This window comes from Mycolicibacterium austroafricanum, assembly GCF_000612725.1.
In the GTDB taxonomy this organism is placed as follows: Bacteria; Actinomycetota; Actinomycetes; order Mycobacteriales; family Mycobacteriaceae; genus Mycobacterium; species Mycobacterium austroafricanum.
In genome coordinates, this window is the sequence record NZ_HG964450.1 from 413,294 (window position 1) to 434,526 (window position 21,233).

Below are 21,233 nucleotides of genomic sequence, written 5' to 3' on the forward strand. Positions count from 1 at the left end.
GTGTCAGTTCCTCGATATCTCAGCGGGGCGGCTCGATCGGAAGGGTGGGGCCGCCGTAGGGCGTCGGGATCGTGTAGCGGCCGCGCGGCGTCGGGTCGGTCTGGCGGCCCAGATCGGCGCCGGGCGGCGGCCCGGCGGTGTCGTCGCCGGCCGGCCGCGGCGCATTCTTGGCGCCGCGCACCAGAACTCCCGGATGGTCGTCGCGGCAGTAGTTGTACATGAACGGCTCCGGGAAATCGGCCGAGGACGGCGGCCGGCGCGGAGTTCCGTAATCACACGTGTACCGCGGGTAGATCTCACCGGTCGCCCACAGTCCGTTGTCGTGCATCGCGCTGCCGATCGCGTCGAGCAGCGAGGTCCGGTAGTCCGGGAACAGCGCGTGCAGCGCGGGCACCCGAAGATAGAGCAGTTGCGAGGTGGTGGTCAGATTGCCGAGCAACTGCACCATGGTGTCGGAGTTGTCGGCGAACAGGTTGTCGACGCTGTTCAGCGTGCCGGGGGCCCGATCGGTCAGCCGGCGGAAGCCGTCCCGCATCCGGTTGACACCGTCGAACGTCTGCGCCAGGTTGTCCGAGGCCACCTCGATGCCGGCATTCTTGTCGGCCGCCAGCGTGAACACCACACGACTGGTGCGCAGCATGCTCGAGGTCTCGGGGAGCACCGAATCCAGCGTCGTCAGAAGGAAGGTGCCGCCGTCGATGATGTCGGCGAGCTTCTGCGGTCCGGCCTCGGTCATGCTCAGCTCGTGCTTGATCACCTCGAGCTTGCCGGGATCGACCTGGGACAGGGCCCCGTCGGCATTGGCGAGCAGATCCGCCAGGCTCACCGGCACGGTGGTGTTGTCCTGGGCGATGACACTGCCGTTCTCCAGATACGGGCCGGCGTCGGAGTCGGCGACGAAGTCGATGTACTGCTCACCGGCCGGCGACAGACCCGACACCCGCACCGCGCTCGACATCGGTACCGCCACAGACGAATCCATCGACACGACGGCGTTCACTCCGGCCGGGGTGATGTCGAGGCGTTCCACCCGGCCGATCGGCACACCGCGCAACGTCACATTCTGGTTCGGCAGCAGGCCCGCCGACTCCGGCAGCTGCACCGTGACCCGGTAGCTCTTCGCGAGCGGATTGACCTGCAGCGCACCGACGAACAGATAGGCCGCGGCGACGACCAGGATGAAGACCAGCGCCCCGGCGGACAGCCACGCCCGGCCGCGGTGGACCGTCCGGACCACCCGGACGACGGAGTCGGCGAGTGCGTTGATCATCACGGCACCCCCGGTGCCGGCGGCGCGACAGCCGGCGCAGGTCCGGGCGGTACCGGCCCGGGCGGCGCGAGCTCCCACTGCCCCGGCTCGGTGGGACTCGGGATCACCGGCATCTGGGGCACTTCCGGCCCCTTGCCCACCACCCGCTCCTGCAGCCGCAGCAACGTGTAGCGCAACGAGCCGACCAACTGGTGCCAGTTGTAGCGTTTGGGGCCGTGCAGACCGGGATCGCCGGCGAAGCCGATGTCGGGGATCGAGCCGAGGACGAGGCGGTCGATGCTGGCGCGCACGGCGATGGCATTGCTCGTCGTGGATTTGATGAACGGCGGCATCAACCGGTTCAACGAGTAGAGATCCGCACCCGGGGCCAGCACGACGTCGTTCCAGGCGCCGGCGATCCTGCTCGCGTCCGCGATCACGCTGCGCCCACTGGTGTCGGTCCCGGCGATCGACGGAAATTTCCTGAGCTGTTCGGTGGTCGCGCCGACGGTCAGGACCAGGTCGGCGATGCCGTTCGTCTGGGCGGCCAGCGTACTGGTGGCGGGCGCCGCGGCGTCCATCACCTCGGCCAGGGACTGGTTCTTGGCCTCCAGTTGCGCTGCCAACTGCGAGGTCTCGGTCAGCGCGGTCTTGATCTCCTCGGAGCGGCCGTTCAGGGTGCCCAGGGTGTGGTTGGTCTTGCGGATGAGCTCACCGAACGCCTGACCCTGGTCGCCGGTGGCCTTCCCGAGACCGTTGATGATGTTGGTGAAGTTGCGGACGGCTCCGCCGTTGACCAGGATCGCCGCCGAACTCAGCACGGACTCGACGGTGGCCGCCGCGGTGGTCGACTCGAGGCCGATGGTGTCGCCGTCGGTGAGCAGCGGCGTGCCCTGCCCTGCCGACGGAGGTGGCTTGATGGAGACGAAGACGTCGCCCAGCGGTGTCGCCGAACGCAATTCGGCGGTACTGCCCACCGGCAGCAACACCCCTTCCCTGATCCGCAGGGTCGTCACCGCCGTGTAGTCGCGGGCCTGCATCGATTCCAGTTGACCGATGTCGGCGCCGGCGAGTTTGACCTTGGCCATCGCCGGCAGGTTCAGAGCGTTGGAGAACACGGCGGTGAGCGTGTAGCCGCCCGAACCGCCGCCGGGGGCAGGCAGCGGCAGACTCGACAAACCCTCTGTCGCACAGGAGGTCACCGACAGGCAGGTGGTCATCGCTACCGCCAGTGCCGAAGCCGCTCGGCGCGTCATCATTTCTGCCCCATCGCCGTCAGACCGTCGAGCACGTAGCTCAACCCGAAGTCCGGGCCGAAATCCTGCAGTGTGCCGGTGCTGCAGCCGAGTTGACGCAACCCCATCATGTTGCACATCTCCTTGACCGTCTGGGTGTCGAACAGCACCTTGTCGGTCAGCACATGCATGCGGACGGCCCCGTTGGTCCGGTCGATCGCGTTGTAGATGTTGTCCAGCGTCATCGGTGTGACGTCCAGGAACTCGGCCAGGTCGCGTTGATGGTCGACGGTCGTGGTGACCGCGGTGTTGCCGTTGGTGACGATCTGCCTGATCGCCTCCCGGTGGGTGTCGAGCACCTCGCCGAACTGGACGATCACCTCGTTGAGCTTCTTGCCGGTGGTTCCGGTGCCGAAGTTCTCGTCGGCCAGGACCTGGCTGAGCTGCCGCACACTGGAACCGAACTCGCGCAGCGTCGCGTCGTTGTCGGCAGCGGCCTGCGACAGCGTGCTGACGTTGCGGATGATGGTGGTCAGCTGGTCGCGGGTCACCTGACCGTGATCGGCGCTCAGCCGCAGCGCGGTGGACAGTTCCCCGAGCGCGTCCTTCATCTGCTGACCGTTGCCGTCGGCGATCGCGGCGGATGCGTTCACCACGTCGGCGACGGGACCGCCGCCCCGGCCGTCCCCGCGCAGCGAGGTCGACAGCTTGTCCAGAACGTCGAGCACACGGGCGAATTCGACGGGCGTCCTAGTGCGGTTCAAACCGATGGTGTCGTGATCGCGCAGGGTCGGGCCGTCGCCGCGATACGGCGGCGTCAGCTCGATCTGCCGGTCGGTGAGGATCGAGTTCGAGATCGTCACCGCCTGGACATCCGCGGGCACCTGCACGTCGCCGTCCACGGTGAACTCGACCTCGACGTAGCCGCCCTTGGGCTCGATCCGGACGACCTTGCCGACCGGCATGCCCAGCACGGCGACCGTGTTGCCCTCGTAAAGTCCTGCCGCACTGTCGAACTGGGCGGTGACCGTGATCGCGTCCAGACGGTCCGACAGAAAGGACCACCCGATCGCGGCGACGGCGACGACCGCGACCAGACCGGCGACCACCAGCGCCGTCACCTTCGCCCGGCCGCTCACTTGCAGTCCTGGAAGTACTGGATCATCCCGAACTGTTTGGCCCTGCCGCTGATCGCGCACATCCAGGAATCCACCAGCAACCCGTTGGCCGCGTTGAACTCGACGGCGTTACCCATCCCGGTGGCATTGGCCAGGCCGCGCAGCGCGGGCGGGCCGGACTGCAGGATGCTGCGGAGCAGATCGTCGTTCTGCCCGAGCATGTCGGAGAGTTCGCGCACGTTGACCAACAGGGCCTCCAGTTCCGGGCGGTCCTCGATGACGATGTCGCCGAGCGTCTGGACGAGGTTGGTGATCGCGTTCATCATCGCCTGGAACGATGCCCGTCGGAGCACGAATTCGCCGACGAGATCGTTGCCCTGCCGAACCAGGCTCCCGATGTTCGCCTGCTGGCGGCGCAGTGTGTTGCTGACGACTTCGGTTGTCTCCAACAGTGATCCGAGCTGGTCCCGGCGGTCGGCGATGATCGTCGACAGTGTGTAGGTGTTCTCCAGCGCCTGCGGCAGGATCTCCGGCATGCCCTGCAGCTGGCGGCCGAGAATGCTGAGCGTCTCGGCGAACTTGTCGGAGTCGACCTGCTCGAAGGTGGTGGTGACGTCGGTCAGCGCCTCCTGCAGGTCGTAGGGCACCTCGGTGTGGGACAGGTCGAAGTGGCGGTCGGGTAATGCGCCCGTGCCTTCGGGCTCCAGGGACAGATACCGCGAACCCAGGATGGTGGTTACCTTGATGACGGCGCGGGAATCCTCGCCGAGGTCCACGTCGTTGCGCACCGTGAAGCGCGCCTCGACGTGGTCGCCGGCGAGCTTCATGTCGGTCACCTCTCCGACCGGAATACCGGCCACGCTCACCGGATTTCCCGGCTGCAGCGCTGCGGCCTGCAGGAACTGCGCGGTGAACGTGCGGTATCCGACGTCGGCGGCCTTGATCAGCAGGAGCGCACCGACCAGCACGGCGACCACGACGACCGCGACGGTCCCCAGCCACGCCTTGTGATAGCTCTCCAGCCGCCGGCGGCGGCGCTTCGTCTGCTCAGCCATTGGCCATGTTCCTGCACTTCGGGGAGTACTGGGCGTCGTTACCCGGGGTGGCCGCGTCGACGATGATCGGCGTCACGTCGTTGAGGCCCGGGAAGAATCCGGTGGTGTTGAGGTCACACGCGTAGGCGTTGGCGTAGGCACCCTCACTGGTGATCCGCGCAAACCCCTTGAGCAGCAACGGGAGATTCGCCCCGGTGAAGGCGAGCTGAGGCTCGATACTCACCAGGTGTTGGGCGAAACCCGGCTCCCGCTCGATGAGTTCGTTCAGCGACGGGTACACGTCGTCGCTGACGGTGGACAGCCGACTGACGACCCGCGAGATCGATCCGGTCGAGTCCACCAGTTCCTGCCGCTGGGCATCGAAGATCGACACCGCGGCCTGTGTCTCGGTCAGCACCTGGTCCATGCTGTCGTTGTGCTTGGCCAGATTCGACATCACCGTGTTCAGGTCGGTGATCACCGCGCCGAGTTCTTCGTCGTGGCCGGCGAACGATTCGGTCAGCTGGGAGGTCTGATCCACCAGCGCGACCAGTGACGCCTCGTCACCCTGCAGCGACTGGATCACCCCCTGGGTCAGATCGTCCGCGGCCTGCGGGTCGAGCAGGCTGAACAACGGCTCGTATCCGTTGAGCAGCGTGGTCACGTCGAACGACGGATCGGACCGCTCGAGAGGCAGCACGCTGCCGGCCGGCAGCGGCACCGGCTCCCCCTGGCTGCCCAGGGTGAGACCGAGATAGCGCTGCCCGACGATGTTCTGGTAGGTCACCGACGCCACGGTCGTGCCGAGGACCTGCTGGTCGCTCTGCACCACGAACGAGACCTTCGCGAGTTTGCCGTCCAGCTCGATCTTTTCGACCCTGCCGACGCGAACACCGGCCATCCGGACGTCGTCACCCTCACGCAACCCGAAGACGTCGGTGAACATCGCCGAATACGGCACCTTCTCCCCGGCCACATCCCGGCGCAGGGTCACATACACCAGCCACGTCAACGTGATCGCGACGACCATGAACAACGACAGGCCTATCAACGGACCGCGGTACTTCATCAGGGCTCCCCGTCGATCGACACCGTGGTCCCGCGCGCCAGAGGCCCGAGCAGCAACTGGGTCGCCGGGGTCGCGTGCCGGCCCGTGATCAGGCTGAGTTGGCGTTGCTCCTGTTGGCTACCAACGGGTCCCACGTTGCCTCCATAGGACGCCGGTGCGAACGGGGCTTCCGCGGACCCAGGCCCGGGCGCCGCCGGTGCGGGTGCGGGTGCGGGTGCCGCCGGTGCGGGAGCGGCGGGACGCGGAGGTGGGTCGCCCGGCTTCGGCGCCACCGGCGCCGGCGGTGACAGTGGAGCGGGGAGCTGAGGCGGGGGCACCAGCGCCGGGTTCGCGGTCAGCGGTACCGGCGGGGACGGCGGCATCCACGGTGGCAGCGGCGGATTCGGGTCGGCGAGGCTGGGATTCGGATTCACCAGCGGCGGACCGACCGCGATCAGGTTTCCGCTGGGGCCGATCTCGGTGCCGGGCGGCGGTTGCAGATCCTTCGGCGGCTGATAGTTCTGCGGCAGCAACACATCCGGCAGCGCCGCGCGGGTCGGCACCAGCGGCGCGGTGTAGCAGCTGGGCCCCTTCAGACCGGCGTACTGCGGGCAATCCGCCCGTGTGTAGGAGTAGGTCGGCGTGAAGGACAGGTTGATCCGTATGTTGCCGATGTCGTGCTCGTGTATCCACACCTCGTCGAAGAACTTGCGCGACAACTCGTTCAGCTTCACGAACGCCGGAACCCAGTGCCGGGACGTGTCGGCGAGGCTGCCGATGACGGGGGTCATCTCGGTGGTGATCCGCACCAGGCGGTCGGCGTGGTTGTCGAACGCGGTGCGGGTGGTCTCGGAGGTCCGGATGCCGCCGTTGACCAGAGAGGTCAGCTGCGCGCTCTGTTCCACCAACGTCTGCATCGGCTGCACCGCCTGGTGCAGCGCATCGACGAGTTCGGGGGCGGTCTGCTGCAGACCGCGCGTCGCATCGACGAGCGCGGAGACCGTCGTCGGCCCGGGCTCGGTCGCCACGATCCGATCGAGTTCGTCGACCATGCGGTTGAGTTGGGCACCGGAGGTGAGCAGTTCGGTGCGACGGTCCTCGGTCGCCGCGTGGACCGCGGCGAGGATGCCGACGGTGTCGTCCTCGCGACCGCGGCCCGTCGCGGCGAGGATGTCGCGCAGCTTGCTGATCGTCGTCTGGAACAGCACGGTCGGCAGCTCGGTGTCCTCGGGGATCTCGGCGCCGGGCTGAATCGGGGGCCCACCGGAGCCGACGAGCTGGACCGACGACACCGCGAACACATTGCTCGGCACCACCCGCGCGGTGACGTTCGCCGGGATCGACCTGGCGTATTCGGGTTTGAGATCGATGTGGACGAAGTTGGGTTCACCGTTCTCGGCGGGGGTGACGTCGTCGACCGCGCCGACCAGCACGCCGTGGTACTTCACGTCGGAGCGCTGCGGAAGACCGTCGCCGACGTTGACCATCGCGGCGACGACGCGCACCCGCGGGTCGAGCCGGCCCGTCGACTTGACCAGCAGCACCGCGGTCACGATCGACACGATCGCCAGCACGGCCACACCGCAGACCAGCAGCTGGCGGTCGGAGGGTCCGCGCCCGTCGAATTCGAACGAGTTCGCCATCTAGCCGCCGAACCTCGCTCCCGCGTCGACCGACCACAGCGCCATGGTCAGCAGCATGTTCACCATGATCACCACCGTGATGCTCGCCCGCATCGCGTGACCGGCGGCGACGCCCACCCCGACCGGACCGCCGCTGGCGTAGAAGCCGTAGTAGCACTGCACCGTGGAGGCGATCCACACGAAGATGACGGTCTTGAGTACCGAGTAGAGGATGTCCTGCCCCGACAGCATCAGCGTGAAGTAGTGCATGTACGAGCCGGTGGATCCGCCGCTGATGACCATCACGACGGCCTGGGTGGTCAGGTAACTGACCGCCAGGCAGACGACATAGAGCGGGATGACCGCGATCACCGAGGCCATCAACCTGGTTGTGACGAGGTACGGAATCGGCCTGATGCCAAGGGATTTGAGGGCGTCGATCTCCTCGGCGATCCGCATCGACCCCAGCTGCGCGGTGAACCGGCACCCTGCCTGGGTGGCGAACGCGAGCGACGCGGCGATGGGCGCGAGTTCGCGTGTGTTGACCAGTGAGGAGATGATTCCGGTCGCGGGCCCCAGACCGAGCATGTCCAGGAAGTTGTATCCCTCGATGCCGACCAGGGCGCCGACGGTGATGCCCAGCACGATCGCCACCCCGGCGGTCCCGCCGCCGACGACCAAAGAGCCGTTGCCCCAGGCGATGTCGGAGAGCAGCCGGACGAACTCCTTGCGGTAGTGGCTGATCGCCACCGGGATCCCGAGGAGTGCCCGGACGAAGAACACCAGCATGTGCCCGAGCCGGATGATCGGCGTGGCGAGCATCCGGTAGGCCTTTTTGGCCGGCCGCACAACGGCCGGTGAGAACGTCGACGCGGACATCTACAGGCCCACCCGCGGGAACATCAGAATGTAGAGCTGGCTGATCGCGACGTTGACGACCATGAGCACCAGGATGGATTCGACGACGGCGGCGTTGACCGAGTTCGCGACCCCGGTCGGCCCGCCCTGGGTGGACAGCCCCTTCTGACAGGACACGATCGCCACGATGGCGCCGAAGATGACCGCCTTGACCAGTGCCACGATCATGTCGCCGGTGGTCGCGAACGACGCGAACGTCGCCACGAAGCTGCCCGGTGCGCCGTTCTGGAAGTACACGTTGAACAGATAGCTGGCCAGGAAGCCGACGAAGCACACCACGCCGGTCAGCGCGACGCCGATCATGATCGCCGCGGCGAAACGCGGCACCACGAGGCGGCGGATCACCGACACGCCCATGACCTCCATGGCGTCGGTCTCCTCGCGCATCTTGCGGGAACCGAGGTCCGCGGTGATCGCCGAGCCGACCGCCGCGGCCATCAGGATCGCGGCGGTCAACGACGCGGCCTGCCGGATCACGGCCAGCCCGCTGGCCGCACCGGCCAGCGACGTCGCGCCGACCTGACCGGCGAGCAACGCGAACTGGATCGACAGCGTCACCCCGATCGGCAGCGCGACCAGGACGGTGGGCAGCACAGCGGTGCCGGCCATGAACGCACCCTGGCGCACGAACTCCTGAAACTGGAAACGCCCGGTGAACAGGTCGACGAAGAACCACTGCAGGGTGCGGACACCCAGGACGAACTGGTCTCCGACCGTGGCCAGCGACGCCAGCGGATGGCGGCGCACATAGCCCCCGACCCAGTCCTGCACGGCATGGACGGAGTCATCGCGGCGAACCGGCTGATCCGCCGTCGTCATGCCTGAAGTCCGTTCCGCCGCAGTGCATTCTGACCGACGATGCCGACGGCCGCACCGCGTGCATGGACCGGGGAGGCGCATGAGCGATTCACGTTCCACGCCTCCCGATTTCGATGACCCACCCGTCTGAAGCAACCTAGGTAACCAGGTTCTGGATGGTCGTCACCGTATGGCCGCAGCGCTGATCGCGTCAAGGTTTCGGAAATCTTTCATTAACTTATTAGGCGGAGCAGGAGGTGCGCCCCGGGGATTGACGGGGCTGCAGATTTCAGGCGTGCTCCGCGAGCAGCAGCACCCGCAGCAGCCCGCCGACGAGCTGACGCGACGAGTCGGTGTCGGCAAAGCGCTCCAGCCTGCCGATGTCGACGACGAGACCGAGGCCGGCGTGCACAGCGAACCTGGCCTCTCGCAGTGACAGATCGGGGCGTGCGACCACCACCTGCCCGGCCCAGCCCTCGACGATCGACCGCTGGATGTTGTGCAGCGCGGCCCGGTCCTCGGCGGGCACGTTGAGCTGTTCGGCGTAGTAGACGTAGGCCAGCTCCGGCTCGGCGAACGTCCGCCACACATACGCGTCGATCAGCTGGCCGACGGCGGTACGTTCGTCGGGCGCCATCGCCAGGATCGCGCCCATGTCGCTGGAGACCCGGTCGGCGGCGCGCCGGTAGATGGTGCTGAGCACTGCGGACTTGCCGCTGAAGTACCGGTAGATCGTCGAGGCGGGCAGGCCGATCGCCGAGGCGATGTCGTCCATTCCGGTCTCGCGGAATCCGTGCTCGTGGAACAGCCGCAGCGCTGCGGCAAGGATGGCTTCGTACTCGCCGGCGGGACCGATCGACGGGGCCGGACGCCGTCCGGGCTTTTCGCGGGCGGGTACCGCCGGCAGCTCGGCGTCGCGGAGCCGGCGCGCCAGGCTCACCAGCAATCGCCGCATGTCGTTGACGGGAAGCTTGGCGCGGTGGTCACAGATGCTGCCGATGGCGCTGAGCACCGACGCGGTCACCGTCCACCGCTGCCTGCTGTCGAGTTCGGGCCGCAGCGCCGACAGCGGCCGCTGCAGGCGGCGGTTGACCACCTTGATCTGCTCGTTCGAGATGGCCTGATCGGGCTCCTGCAGATACCGCGCCTCCCACCGGTACAGGCCGCCGCTGGCGCGGGTCTTGATCGCCGCGTCGGCCAGCGCAGCAACGATGCGCTCCCACAACTCCTCCGGGGAGTCGCCGGATTCGTCGTCGGCGAAGGCCGTCGCCGAGACCAGCTGCTCGCCGAGATTCAGCACGGCCGCCCGGAACAGGTCGTACTTGCCGGAGTAGTGGCGGTACAGCGATGCGGCCGTGACGCCCACGCGCGACGCGATGTCCTCCATGCTGACCGCGTGGTACCCGAGTTCGCTGAACGCTTCTGCCGATGCTCGGGCGATCTGTTGCTTACGATCTTTGGGCCGCCTGCGCGCGTCGCGGACGCCCACAGAGGCTGCCATACGGCACACCCTAACGCTGCGCCCCGCGCCGCGGGCCCGAGTCGGTTTCTTGCGAACGGCCATTAACTTCGAGCGGCTCTCCCGCGCCGCGCTTCGGCGGGCGCGGTCGGTCGCGCCGACATCGGGTCCGAGCCGTGGACGCCGCCGGGAGGCGGACCCGTCGGCGCGGATGCCACGGATGCCGAAACGCTTGCGCACCAACGGCGCACGCCGCCGATGGTGACCGGGCACCGCCGGTACGGGCTTTGATGTGCCACCATCGCCTGATGGCCTCCCGAGACGGTCGAGCGCATCCACCGACCGGGCCCGACGACGAACCCGAGGGTCGCGGACGGCGGTTCCTACGCCCGTACCGGAAAGACGACGGTGCCGCGTCCTTCATGGACCGTGCGCTGCTCGTCGCGCTGGCCTACACCGCGATCGGGGTCGTGTACCTCGGATTCCACGTGCCCGTCCTCGATCGACTCGAGGCGTTGTTCAGCGCGCAATTCACCGTCTTCGCCGATCTTGTCGCCATCGTCGCGGCCGTGGTGCTGTGGCCGCTGCTGCTCCTCAGCTCGTGGGCCTGCGGGACGGTCGGGTGCGGCGTGCTGTAAAAAACGATTTCCGTCGGACCCTTCTGCGGGAATTGGAACACGTTCTAGTCTGTAGCCATGACCGCAGTCGATGTCTCCTCGGGCGAGCGCTCGTCGGACCCTCAGCTCCGTCCTTTCCTGCATTCCGGCCACCTCACCGTCGGCGCGCTGAAGCGCCACAAGGACCGGCCCGTGCTGTTTCTCGGCGACACCACGTTGACCGGTGGCGAACTCGCCGATCGCATCAGCCAGTACATCCAGGCGTTCGAGGCGCTCGGGGCCGGTACCGGTGCCGCCGTCGGCCTGCTGTCGCTGAACCGGCCCGAGGTGCTGATGATCATCGGCGCGGGCCAGACCCAGGGCTACCGCCGCACGGCACTACACCCTCTAGGCTCGCTCGACGATCACGCCTACGTGCTCACCGACGCCGAGGTGACGTCGCTGATCATCGATCCCAACCCGATGTTCGTCGAACGTGCGCTCGGACTGGTCGAGAAGGTGCCGACCCTCACGCAGGTGCTGACCATCGGCCCGGTTCCCGAGGAGTTCGCCAAGGCCGGGGTGAAGGCGGTGGACCTCAGCGCCGAGGCGGCGAAGTACTCCCCCAGGCCGCTGACGGCTGCGGCCCTGCCCCCGGACCACATCGGCGGGTTGACCTACACCGGCGGCACCACCGGTAAGCCCAAGGGCGTCATCGGCACCACGCAGTCGATCACCACGATGACGACCGTGCAGCTCGCGGAATGGGAATGGCCGGAGAACCCGCGCTTCCTGATGTGCACGCCGCTCTCGCACGCCGGCGCGGCGTTCTTCACCCCCGTCATCGTCAAGGGCGGTGAGCTGATCGTGCTGACGAAGTTCGATCCGGCCGAGGTGCTGCGCGTGATCGAGGAGCAGAAGATCACCGCGACGATGCTCGTGCCGTCGATGATCTACGCGCTGATGGACCATCCCGATTCCCACACCCGCGATCTGTCGTCGCTGGAGACCGTTTACTACGGCGCGTCGGCGATGAATCCGGTGCGGCTCAAAGAGGCGATCCGCCGGTTCGGGCCGATCTTCGCGCAGTATTACGGCCAGTCCGAGGCGCCGATGGTGATCACCTACCTGTCCAAGAAGGAGCACGACGACAAGAGGCTGACGTCGTGTGGCCGGCCGACGCTGTTCGCGAAGGTCGCACTGCTCGGCGAGGACGGGCAGCCCGTCCCGCAGGGTGAGGTCGGGGAGATCTGCGTGTCGGGTCCGCTGCTGTCGGGCGGGTACTGGAACCTGCCGGAGGCGACGGCCGAGACGTTCCGGGACGGCTGGATGCACACCGGCGATCTGGCCCGCGAGGACGAGGACGGCTTCTATTTCATCGTCGACCGCACCAAGGACATGATCGTCACCGGCGGGTTCAACGTCTTCCCCCGCGAGGTGGAAGACGTTGTCGCCGAGCATCCGTCGATCGCGCAGGTGTGCGTGATCGGCACCCCCGACGAGAAGTGGGGGGAGGCGGTGACGGCCGTGGTGGTCCTGCGGCCCGACGCCGACCGCTCCGAGGCGGCCGTCGAGACGATGACGGTGGAGATCCAGGCGTCGGTCAAGGAACGCAAGGGGTCGGTGCATGCCCCCAAGCAGGTGATCGTCGTGGACTCGGTACCGGTGACCGCGCTCGGCAAGCCGGACAAGAAGGCGGTGCGGGCGCGGTTCTGGGAAGGCGCGGGGCGTTCCATCGGCTGAGCCGATGATCAAGCAGGAGCCGGCTGAGCCAATGATCAGGCAGGGGTCGGCTGAGTCAGCAGGGGTCGGCTGAGTCGACTCCCGCCAGGATCCGGTCCAGCAGTTCACCGGCGGTACGGGCCGCCTGCTCGACGTCGCCTGCGGCGATCTGGTCTACGAGCACGCCGTGGTCGACCATCTCCACCGGCACATGGCGCGTCGTCGCCACGCTGGCCGTGACCACCTCGATCAGACCGCGGTAGAGCTCGGTGAGGGTGCGGTTGCCCGAGCCGCGCACCACGGCGTGGTGGAATTCGGCGTCGGCGCGGGCGAACGCGTCGGTGTCGTCGGCTGCCGCGCATGCGTCGCGGCGGGCCAGCAGCGTGCGCATCTCCGCGATGTCGGCGGGCGTGCAGTGGGCCGCGGCCAGGCGCGCGCCTTCGACCTCGAGCGCGCGGCGCACTTGCAGCACCTCACGCAGCTCGGCGCCGCACAGTCGGCGCAGCGCGCCGGACACCTCGCTGGTGGCCCGCACGTAGGTGCCGTCGCCCTGGCGGACTTCGAGGATCCCCGCATGCGCGAGCGCACGAACCGCTTCGCGCACGGTGTTGCGCCCCACCCCGAGCGACTCGACCAGCACCGTCTCGTTGGGTATGCGTTCGCCGACGCGCCACTCGCCGCCGGCGACGGCACGCCGGAGTTGCTCGATGACCTGGTCGACCAGACCGGTACGCCGGGCAGTACTCAGTGGCACCCTGTAAAACCTTTTCGTCCAATCATGGGATGTATGGCACCGTAGCAAGGTGCGGACCGAACGGCAGGAAATCACCACGGACCCGGCGCTCGACCCGGCGAGTCGCGTCCCGACGGTGGCCGGAGGTGCGCTCCTGGCGGTGGCCGTCGTGCTCACCGCGCTGAACCTGCGTCCCGCCGTCACCAGCATCGCGACGCTGCTCGAGGACATCCGCGCCGAACTGTCGGTGTCGGCCACCTGGGCCGGACTGCTGATGACGCTGCCCGCGCTGTGTTTCGCCGGCGCCGGCTTCGCCGCCCCGTGGCTGGCCGCCCGGATCGGTCTTGGCCGCACCATCTCGGCAGCGATGGTCGCGCTCACCGCAGGGCTCGCGGTGCGCGGGGCCGCCGGACCGCACGTCGTCATCGGCGCCACGCTCGTCGCCTGCGCCGGAATCGCGCTCGCCAACGTGCTGATCCCGGTCGTCATCAAGGGGTCCTTCCCCGCGCGGATCGGGCTGATGACGGGGATCTACACCGCGGCCCTGCAGGGCGGTGGGGCGCTGGGGTCCGCGGTGACGCCCGGTTTGGAGGAGCCGCTGGGCGGCTGGCGTGCGGCGGTGGCAGTGTGGGCGGTGGTCTCCCTGTTGGCCCTGATGGTGTGGGTTCCGGCGACGGGGCGCCACCGCGGCACGTGGGCCGCGCACAGCCTGCCCGCCGGCCGGCGTTCACTGCTGGGCAGCCCGCTGGCCTGGACGATCACGCTGTTCTTCGGCAGCCAGGCGTTCATGGCATACATCGTGATGGGCTGGCTGCCGCAGGTGCTGGTCGACAACGGCGTGGACCAGGTGCAGGCCGGCCTTCTGGTCGGCCTGACGTCACTGATCGGCGTGCCGCTGTCGTTGTTGATCGCGCCGATGGCCGCGCGCAGACCCAGCCAGAGCGGGTGGATCGTCGCGGTGGGCATATTCGGCTTCGCCGGCGCCATCGGGTTGATGGTGGCACCCGCGGCGCAGCCGCTGCTGTGGAGTGTGCTGATCGGGATCGGCATGAGCGCGTTCTCCATGGCGCTCGCGGTGCTCGGGCTGCGGGCCCGCTCAGCGGCGGACACCGCGCAACTCTCCGGCATGGTGCAGGGGTTCGGTTATCTGATCGCCGGCGCCGGACCCTTCCTCTTCGGCCTGCTCCATGACATGTCGGATGGGTGGACGGTGCCCTGGATGATGTTCCTCGCCGTCTACGCGGTGCAGATCATCACCGGGGCGCTGGCCGGGCGGGCCCGCTACGTCTGAGCGCCCAGGGCACAATCACGGCATGCGGACCTGCCCCGGGGACCACCTCGGCCTGGACTTTCCCACCGACGCTGCGTCATTGGGCGCGGCGGGTCCCGACTTCCTCACCGCGGCGTTGCGCCGGTCGGGCGTACTGGCCGGGGACGACGCCGTGGTCGCCGTCGACGAGTTGACCGAGTTTCGCGGCGGCAGCACCGGCCGCAAGGCGCTGCTGACGGTGTCCTACCGCAGTACCGGCCGGCTCCCGCGTGAGTTGTTCGTCAAGTTCTCCCGCGATTTCGACGATCCGGCCCGCGATCTCGGGCGCAGTCAGATGGCGCTGGAGGTCCGCTTCGCGTTGCTCACCCGGGCCCCGGGTTTTCCGATCGCCGTGCCGCGCTGCGTGTTCGCCGACTACCACGGCGCCTCGGGCAGCGGTGTTCTGATCACGGAACGGATTCCATTTGGAGACAACGGAATAGAGCGCCAATACGACAAGTGCGCCGACCATGCGATGCCCGAGCCGGTGCAGCACTACACGGCGTTGTTCAGTGCGCTGGGCCGTCTCGCCGGTGCCCACAAGGCCGGCCGCCTCGGCAACGACGAGGACTTCGCGGTCGACATGCGCCTGCTGTCGGTCGGCCGGCGTGCGCCCTACACCGCCGATCAACTGCGGCGCCGCGTCGACCTGCTCGCCCAACTCGGCGCCCGTCACCCCGGCCTGGTACCGGCCAATGTCGTTTCACCGTCCTTTGTTTCACGGCTTCACGACGACGTCGGCGTCATCGCGGGGCGGGTCGACGCGCTGTGGGACCGGCTGGCCGCCGACGCGGACCACCTCGCGCTGTGCCACTGGAACGCCAACGTCGACAACGCGTGGTTCTGGCGCGACGGGGACCGGCTCAGCTGCGGGTTGCTGGACTGGGGGTGCGTCGGCCAGATGAACCTCGCGATGGCGATCTGGGGCGCACTGTGCAGCGCGGAAACTGCTATGTGGGACAACCACTTCGACGATCTGGTGAATCACTTCGTCGCCGAGTATTCCGCCGCGGGAGGACCGGAACTGGACGCGGCGACACTGCGTGAGCACGTGATCGCCTACGTCGCGATCATGGGTACCGCCTGGCTGCTCGACGTGCCGGGGTATCTGCTGAAACTGCTGCCCGAGACGGTGACCGACCGGTTCGACCCGCGGATCGCCGGCGATGAGCAGGCCCGTAGCCGGCTGCTGATGATGACGAATTTTCTGAATCTGTGGGAGAAGTCGGACGTCCGCGCGGTGCTTGAGGGCTGACCACTCATCGCGCGCCCTGGCAGGATGGGTGGGGTGAGCGACCTGCAAGCGGTGCTGTTCGACTACTCCGGCACGCTGTTCCGGCTCGAGGAAGACGAGAGCTGGTTCGCCGAGATGGAACTCGACAGCCCGATGACCCCCGAGGGCAGTCGCGAGGTCGACGGCCATGTGCAGGCTGAGTTGATGCGGCGGCTCACCGCGCCCACCGGCCGCTCGGTGTCGATGACGCCCGCGGCGCTGGACGCGTGGATGAACCGGGACCTGGCTCCGCACCTGCACCGCGAGGCCTATCTGCACGTGCTGCGCGAATCCGGGCTGGCCCATCACCACGCCGAGTCGCTGTACGGCAAGGTGATCGACCCGGCCTGCTGGACCCCTTACCCCGACACCCCGACCGTGCTCCACGGTCTGCACCGGCGCGGCATCAAGACCGCCGTGGTGTCCAACATCGCGTTCGACGTGCGTCCGGCGTTCGACGTGCTCGGGGCAGCAGGCCACGTCGACGAGTTCGTGCTGTCGTTCGAGGTCGGCGCCGTCAAACCCGATCCGGCGATCTTCCAGACCGCGTTGGACCGGCTCGGCGTGGCCGCCGGCCGCGCGCTGATGGTCGGCGACAGCGACGAGGCCGACGGTGGCGCACGCACGCTGGGATGCGCGTTCGCACTCGTCGACCCGCTGCCCACGGGTGAACGCACGGACGGCCTGGTCGCCGCGCTGTGGGCCAACGGCATCCAGCTGTAACTTCGATTCCATGCCGAGCAGCGAACGCATCCGGCCGCCGTGGTGGCTGAAGTACGTCAACAAGGTGATGATCGTCCTCAACCGGACGGGACTGTTCAGCGACGGGCCCGTTGTACTGACCGTGACCGGACGCAAGTCCGGCAAGCCCAGGTCGACGCCGATCACGCCGTTCGAGGTCGACGGCCGGCGCTACGTCGTCGGCGGTCTGCCGGGATCGGACTGGGTGCGCAACGCGCAGGCCAATCCCGAAGCCCTGCTGGTACGCGGCAGGACGCGGGAAGCGGTGCGGATGGTGGAGCTGCCGACGCAGCAGGCCCGCCCGCTGCTGAGGCAGTTCCCGGTGCTGGTGCCCACCGGTGTCGGGTTCATGAAGAACGCCGGGCTCGTCAGCGGACCGCACCCCGACGAGTTCGAAGCGCTGGCCGGGCGCTGCCCGGTATTCCGCTTCGATACCGTTTGAGGCGTGAGCGCCCCTGGGACCAATCCGTTCGACGCCAGCCTGTGGGAGCCGGTGGCCGGCTTCGAGGACCTGACCGACATCACCTACCACCGCCACGTCGTCGGCGGCGCACGCAAGCCGACGGTACGCATCGCGTTCGACCGCCCCGAGGTGCGCAACGCGTTTCGGCCGCACACCGTCGACGAGCTCTACCGCGTCCTCGACCACGCCAGGATGTCCTCGGACGTCGGCGTGGTGCTGCTGACGGGCAACGGCCCGTCGGCCAAGGACGGCGGCTGGGCGTTCTGCTCGGGTGGCGACCAGCGCATCCGCGGCCGCAGCGGTTACCAGTACGCGTCCGGGGAGACCGCCGAGACGGTGGATCCGGCCCGTGCGGGGCGGCTGCACATCCTCGAGGTGCAGCGGCTGATCCGGTTCATGCCCAAGCCGGTGATCTGCCTGGTGAACGGTTGGGCCGCCGGCGGCGGGCACTCGTTGCACGTGGTGTGCGACCTGACGCTGGCCTCACGTGAGCACGCTCGCTTCAAGCAGACCGACGCCGACGTCGGCTCCTTCGACGGCGGGTACGGGTCGGCGTATCTGGCCCGCCAGGCCGGGCAGAAGTTCGCCCGCGAGATCTTCTTCCTCGGTCGCGCCTACACCGCCGAGCAGATGCACGCGATGGGCGCGGTGAACGAGGTCGTCGACCATGCTGATCTGGAAAATGTTGCGCTGCAATGGGCTTCGGAGATCAACGGCAAGTCGCCGCAGGCCATCCGGATGCTCAAGTACGCGTTCAATCTGCTCGACGACGGTCTGGTGGGCCAGCAACTGTTCGCCGGTGAGGCGACACGGCTGGCGTACATGACCGACGAGGCCGTCGAGGGCCGCGACGCGTTCCTGGAGAAACGCGACCCGGACTGGTCGCCGTTCCCCCGCTACTTCTAGGGATTTCGGCGTGCTGAGTCGCGCTGGGCGCGACCAGCCACGCCGAAATCACACGGTCTGGACGCTGGCGCGGTAGCGCAGCGGCGAGAGCCCCACCTCGCGCTTGAATGCATTGCTGAATGCGCTCTCCGAGGTGTACCCCAGCCGGAGCGCCAAGGGCCCCACTCGGGTGTCGCTGTCGCGCAGCGCGTGCCGGGCGAGCTGCATGCGCCAGGCGTTGAGGTAGGTCAGCGGCGGCACTCCGGCAACCGCACGGAAGCGCTCAGCGAACGACGTGCGCGACATCGCCGCGGCTCGCGCGAGTTCCTCAAGCCGCCAAGGCTTTCCGGGTTCGTCGTGCATCGACGTGACGGCGGGGCGCAGCCGCTCGTCGGTGAGCAGTCGCAGCCATCCCGGCGGCAGGTCGTCCGCCTGTGCGAGGTAGGCCCGCAGTACCTCCAGGAGCAGGAGTTGGCCCTGCTGCTGCACGGCGAACGCCGAGCCGATGCGATTGCCGGTCACCTCGTCGAGCACGCGGTTGAGGATCGCGTGCAGGTTGGTGGCCTCGTCGGCCGACGCCCGCACCAGCCCCACCCGCGGCAGGGCCTGCGCCAGCAGCGCCGCCCCGGTCGGGTTCACGTCGACATGGCCACCGATGATGACGTCGGCCTCACCGCATTCGGCGCCGTCGACCCGCACGAAGGCATCCCCGGACTGCTCGACGTCGAGCTTCGTCGCGGGCGCCGCACCTGGACCGCCCTCGAGCACCACCTGCGTGCAGCCGTTGAGAATCGCGACGTCACCCGGTTCGAGGTCGATCGGGCCGTATCCGTCGGTGGCAAGCCGGACGCGGCCGCAGACCACCCCGATCATCTTGACCGGATCCTTGATCTCCAGCCTGCAGAACCAGTCCCCGCGCACCGAGAACCCGCCGGACACCATCCCCGCCACCTCGATGAGGTCGAAGACGTCCGACAGCTGATCACGCTTCATATTCGTACTATCACGCAGAAAATCCGAACTTTCAACCATTCAGAGTACGACCCCCTGGTTGCAGAGTGGCGTCATGACCAATAAACAACGTCCTCTCGGATCCGGCTTCACCGCCGCGTCCACCGCCGCCGACGTTCTCGCCGGCACCGACCTGACGGGTCGCAACGCCATCGTCACCGCAGGCCACGTCGGCCTCGGCCTCGAGACCACCCGCGCCCTTGCCGATGCCGGTGCCAACGTCGTAGTGGCCAGCCGTAATCCCGAGACGGCAGCGGCGGCGCTCGTCGGTGTCGAGCGGGTGCGGGTCGAGCAGTTGGACCTGATGGACCCCGCATCGATCGGCCGGTTCGTGGCCGGATACGGCGAGGCCGCACTGCACATCCTGATCAACAACGCCGGCATCATGGGCGGCGCTCTCGTTCGGGACGCGCGCGGCTACGAAGTCCAGTTCGCGACCAACCACCTCGGCCATTTCCAGCTGACCAACGGGTTGCTGCCCGCGCTGCGAGCGGCCGACGGCGCGCGCGTCGTCGAGGTGTCGTCGTGGGGCCACCACCTCTCCGACATCCGTTGGGAAGATCCACATTTCGAGGCCGACTACGACGGCATGGTGGCCTACGGCCAGTCCAAGACCGCCAATGTGCTGTTCGCCGTGGAACTGGACCGGCGGTGGTCCGGAGACGGTATCCGCGGCTATTCGCTGCACCCGGGCGGGATCGTCTCGACCAACCTCGGCCCGTCGTTCACCGTCGACGACTGGCGGGCGATGGGGCTGATCGACGACGACGGCCGGCCGATCGTCGATCCGGACCGCGACATGAAGACCCCGCAGCAGGGTGCCTCGACCCAGGTGTTCGCCGCGACCAGCCCGCTGTTGGCCGACATCGGCGGCGTCTACCTGGCGAACAATGACGTCGCCCCGCTGGAGGCCGACGCCACACCCGTCACCGTCGACATGGGCGCGGGCCCGCTTCAGACCACGCCGGGTGTCACCGGCTACGCGGTCGATCCCGAGTCGGCCGAGAGGCTGTGGGAGCTCAGCGAGAAACTGCTCGCCTGACCGAACCGCCGAGATCGCATTCCACGCGGCAGAAGCGCGAGAGCGGCCCGCGCGGAATGCGGTTTCGGCGCTGGAAATAGACTCGCGCCGTGACTCGTAGGAACCCGCTGCGGCGGCTGGCCGACCAGGTTGTGCTGACCAGCATGCGGCCGCCGATCCTTCCGGCGCTTCTGAACCGGCCCAACCGCGAGACCATCGACCTCGAGGGCAAGCGCGTCCTGCTGACCGGGGCGTCGTCGGGCATCGGGGAGGCCGCCGCCGAGAAGCTGGCCCGCCGCGGAGCCACCGTGGTCGCGGTGGCCCGGCGTGGCGACCTGCTCGACGACCTCGTCGCACGCATCACCGACGCCGGCGGCCGGGCCCGCGCCCACGCCTGCGACCTGTCCGACCTCGACGCCATCGACGCACTCGTCGCCACGGTCGAGAACGAGCTGGGCGGTGTCGACATCCTGGTCAACAACGCCGGCCGCTCGATCCGGCGGCCGCTGGAGGAGTCGCTGGACCGCTGGCACGACGTCGAGCGCACCATGACGCTGAACTACTACGGGCCGCTGCGACTGATCCGCGGCCTGGCCCCCGGCATGCTCGACCGCGGCGACGGACACGTCATCAACGTGTCGACCTGGGGCGTGAAGACCGAATCCCCGCCACTGTTCGGCGTCTACAACGCGTCGAAGGCCGCGCTGTCCTCGATCAGCCGCATCATCGAAACCGAATGGGCCGACCGCGGTGTGCATTCCACGACGCTGTACTACCCGCTGGTGAAGACACCGATGATCGCGCCGACGCGCGCCTACGACGGCCTGCCCGGGCTGTCGGCCGAGGAGGCTGCGGGCTGGATCATCACCGCCGCCCGGCACCGCCCGGTCAGCATCGCACCCCGGATCGCGGTCACCGCGCACGCGATCAACAGCATCGCCCCGGCGGCGGTGGACACCATCATGAAGCGCCAGCGGATGCAGCCCAAGGACTGAAAA

Annotated in this window: 20 protein-coding genes; 9 read left to right on the forward strand and 11 right to left on the reverse strand. The window is 68.3% G+C overall.

What is annotated here, in order from left to right:
* Positions 1–19: 19 nt before the first annotated feature.
* The 9 genes from BN976_RS01950 to BN976_RS01990 all read right to left on the reverse strand — a co-directional run bounded on the left by BN976_RS01950 (position 20) and on the right by BN976_RS01990 (position 10,523).
* Positions 20–1,270 (reverse strand): MlaD family protein, encoded by a 1,251-nt coding sequence (locus tag BN976_RS01950; RefSeq protein WP_036368988.1) that lies wholly within the window; start codon positions 1,268–1,270, stop codon positions 20–22.
* Complete coding sequence (locus BN976_RS01955) at positions 1,270–2,505, reverse strand: MlaD family protein (protein WP_407939165.1); 1,236 nt, start codon at positions 2,503–2,505, stop codon at positions 1,270–1,272. The genes BN976_RS01950 and BN976_RS01955 overlap by 1 nt, the downstream gene beginning before the upstream one ends.
* Positions 2,505–3,623, reverse strand: coding sequence for an MCE family protein (locus tag BN976_RS01960; protein WP_036367499.1), 1,119 nt, complete (start codon positions 3,621–3,623; stop codon positions 2,505–2,507). The genes BN976_RS01955 and BN976_RS01960 overlap by 1 nt, the downstream gene beginning before the upstream one ends.
* Entirely contained in the window at positions 3,620–4,657 is a 1,038-nt protein-coding gene (locus BN976_RS01965; protein ID WP_036367501.1) for an MCE family protein, read from the reverse strand. Before BN976_RS01965 ends, BN976_RS01960 begins: the two co-directional genes overlap by 4 nt.
* Positions 4,650–5,705, reverse strand: coding sequence for an MlaD family protein (locus tag BN976_RS01970; protein ID WP_036367504.1), 1,056 nt, complete (start codon positions 5,703–5,705; stop codon positions 4,650–4,652). The genes BN976_RS01965 and BN976_RS01970 overlap by 8 nt, the downstream gene beginning before the upstream one ends.
* On the reverse strand, positions 5,705–7,327 hold the full coding sequence (locus BN976_RS01975) for an MlaD family protein (protein ID WP_036367506.1): 1,623 nt from the start codon (positions 7,325–7,327) through the stop codon (positions 5,705–5,707). The genes BN976_RS01970 and BN976_RS01975 overlap by 1 nt, the downstream gene beginning before the upstream one ends.
* Positions 7,328–8,185: an MlaE family ABC transporter permease gene (locus tag BN976_RS01980; protein ID WP_036367508.1), complete on the reverse strand. Its 858-nt coding sequence runs from the start codon at positions 8,183–8,185 to the stop codon at positions 7,328–7,330.
* Positions 8,186–9,043: an MlaE family ABC transporter permease gene (locus tag BN976_RS01985; protein WP_036367510.1), complete on the reverse strand. Its 858-nt coding sequence runs from the start codon at positions 9,041–9,043 to the stop codon at positions 8,186–8,188. It lies immediately after the preceding gene.
* Positions 9,044–9,311: 268 nt separating this feature from the next.
* The gene (locus BN976_RS01990) at positions 9,312–10,523 is read right to left on the reverse strand and encodes a TetR/AcrR family transcriptional regulator (RefSeq protein WP_036367512.1); all 1,212 of its coding nucleotides are present in this window, start codon (positions 10,521–10,523) and stop codon (positions 9,312–9,314) included.
* Between the two features lie 266 nt (positions 10,524–10,789).
* Here BN976_RS01990 and BN976_RS01995 point away from each other — a divergent pair, with 266 nt between their 5' ends.
* Together BN976_RS01995 and fadD8 are read left to right on the forward strand one after the other, a co-directional pair.
* Entirely contained in the window at positions 10,790–11,119 is a 330-nt protein-coding gene (locus BN976_RS01995) for a hypothetical protein (RefSeq protein ID WP_234935434.1), read from the forward strand.
* Between the two features lie 57 nt (positions 11,120–11,176).
* A complete protein-coding gene (gene fadD8, locus BN976_RS02000; protein WP_051558254.1) occupies positions 11,177–12,820 on the forward strand; it encodes a fatty-acid--CoA ligase FadD8 in 1,644 nt (547 codons plus the stop codon).
* A gap of 55 nt (positions 12,821–12,875) precedes the next feature.
* On the opposite strand, the gene BN976_RS02005 is transcribed toward fadD8, so the two are convergent.
* Positions 12,876–13,553, reverse strand: coding sequence for a FadR/GntR family transcriptional regulator (locus tag BN976_RS02005; protein ID WP_036367515.1), 678 nt, complete (start codon positions 13,551–13,553; stop codon positions 12,876–12,878).
* A 49-nt stretch (positions 13,554–13,602) separates the two neighbouring features.
* On the opposite strand from BN976_RS02005, the gene BN976_RS02010 reads away from it, so the two are divergent.
* From BN976_RS02010 to BN976_RS02030, 5 genes are read left to right on the forward strand one after another with little or no spacing between them, the layout of a single operon-like run.
* The gene (locus BN976_RS02010) at positions 13,603–14,823 is read left to right on the forward strand and encodes a CynX/NimT family MFS transporter (protein ID WP_036367517.1); all 1,221 of its coding nucleotides are present in this window, start codon (positions 13,603–13,605) and stop codon (positions 14,821–14,823) included.
* Between the two features lie 22 nt (positions 14,824–14,845).
* A complete protein-coding gene (locus BN976_RS02015) occupies positions 14,846–16,096 on the forward strand; it encodes an aminoglycoside phosphotransferase family protein (RefSeq protein ID WP_036367519.1) in 1,251 nt (416 codons plus the stop codon).
* 24 nt (positions 16,097–16,120) lie between these two features.
* A complete protein-coding gene (locus BN976_RS02020; RefSeq protein ID WP_036367521.1) occupies positions 16,121–16,837 on the forward strand; it encodes an HAD family hydrolase in 717 nt (238 codons plus the stop codon).
* 10 nt (positions 16,838–16,847) lie between these two features.
* Positions 16,848–17,297, forward strand: coding sequence for a nitroreductase family deazaflavin-dependent oxidoreductase (locus tag BN976_RS02025; RefSeq protein WP_036367524.1), 450 nt, complete (start codon positions 16,848–16,850; stop codon positions 17,295–17,297).
* A 3-nt stretch (positions 17,298–17,300) separates the two neighbouring features.
* The gene (locus tag BN976_RS02030; RefSeq protein WP_036367526.1) at positions 17,301–18,224 is read left to right on the forward strand and encodes a 1,4-dihydroxy-2-naphthoyl-CoA synthase; all 924 of its coding nucleotides are present in this window, start codon (positions 17,301–17,303) and stop codon (positions 18,222–18,224) included.
* A gap of 48 nt (positions 18,225–18,272) precedes the next feature.
* Here the strand turns inward: BN976_RS02030 and BN976_RS02035 are convergent, their stop codons facing one another.
* On the reverse strand, positions 18,273–19,196 hold the full coding sequence (locus BN976_RS02035) for an AraC family transcriptional regulator (protein ID WP_036367527.1): 924 nt from the start codon (positions 19,194–19,196) through the stop codon (positions 18,273–18,275).
* A 73-nt stretch (positions 19,197–19,269) separates the two neighbouring features.
* Between BN976_RS02035 and BN976_RS02040 the strand changes: the two genes are divergently transcribed.
* Positions 19,270–20,256, forward strand: coding sequence for an SDR family NAD(P)-dependent oxidoreductase (locus BN976_RS02040; RefSeq protein ID WP_036367529.1), 987 nt, complete (start codon positions 19,270–19,272; stop codon positions 20,254–20,256).
* Positions 20,257–20,345: 89 nt separating this feature from the next.
* Positions 20,346–21,230, forward strand: a complete 885-nt coding sequence (locus BN976_RS02045; protein ID WP_036367531.1) for an SDR family oxidoreductase — start codon at positions 20,346–20,348, stop codon at positions 21,228–21,230.
* The last annotated feature ends 3 nt before the right edge of the window (positions 21,231–21,233 follow it).